1 pseudogene is annotated in these 209 nt (G+C 69.4%); it reads right to left on the bottom strand.

The annotated features are described in order from the left end of the window. Positions 1 to 209 (bottom strand): annotated as a pseudogene (locus ACYQ0U_RS22915) (IS1380 family transposase); the annotation flags it as partial.

The raw sequence follows: 209 nt of genomic DNA, 5'->3' as shown, positions 1-209 counted from the left end.
GCCGCGCGGGTGAGGTTGAACGCGATGACGGCGAGCACCAGCCAGGCGGCGTTGGCGGTGAACACACCGGATGGCAGGTGTGCCAGCGCGGCGTCCTTGAGGTCGGCGTGGACCTGCTCGATGACGGCGTGGTGGCGGTGAGTCTTGTCGGCGGCGACGGTGTCGAGGACCTTGGGGTCGGCGGTGGTGAAGAAGGCGTGGAAGCGCCA

The organism is Nocardioides pyridinolyticus, assembly GCF_054653575.1.
This window is presented reverse-complemented; position numbering and strand designations above follow the sequence as displayed.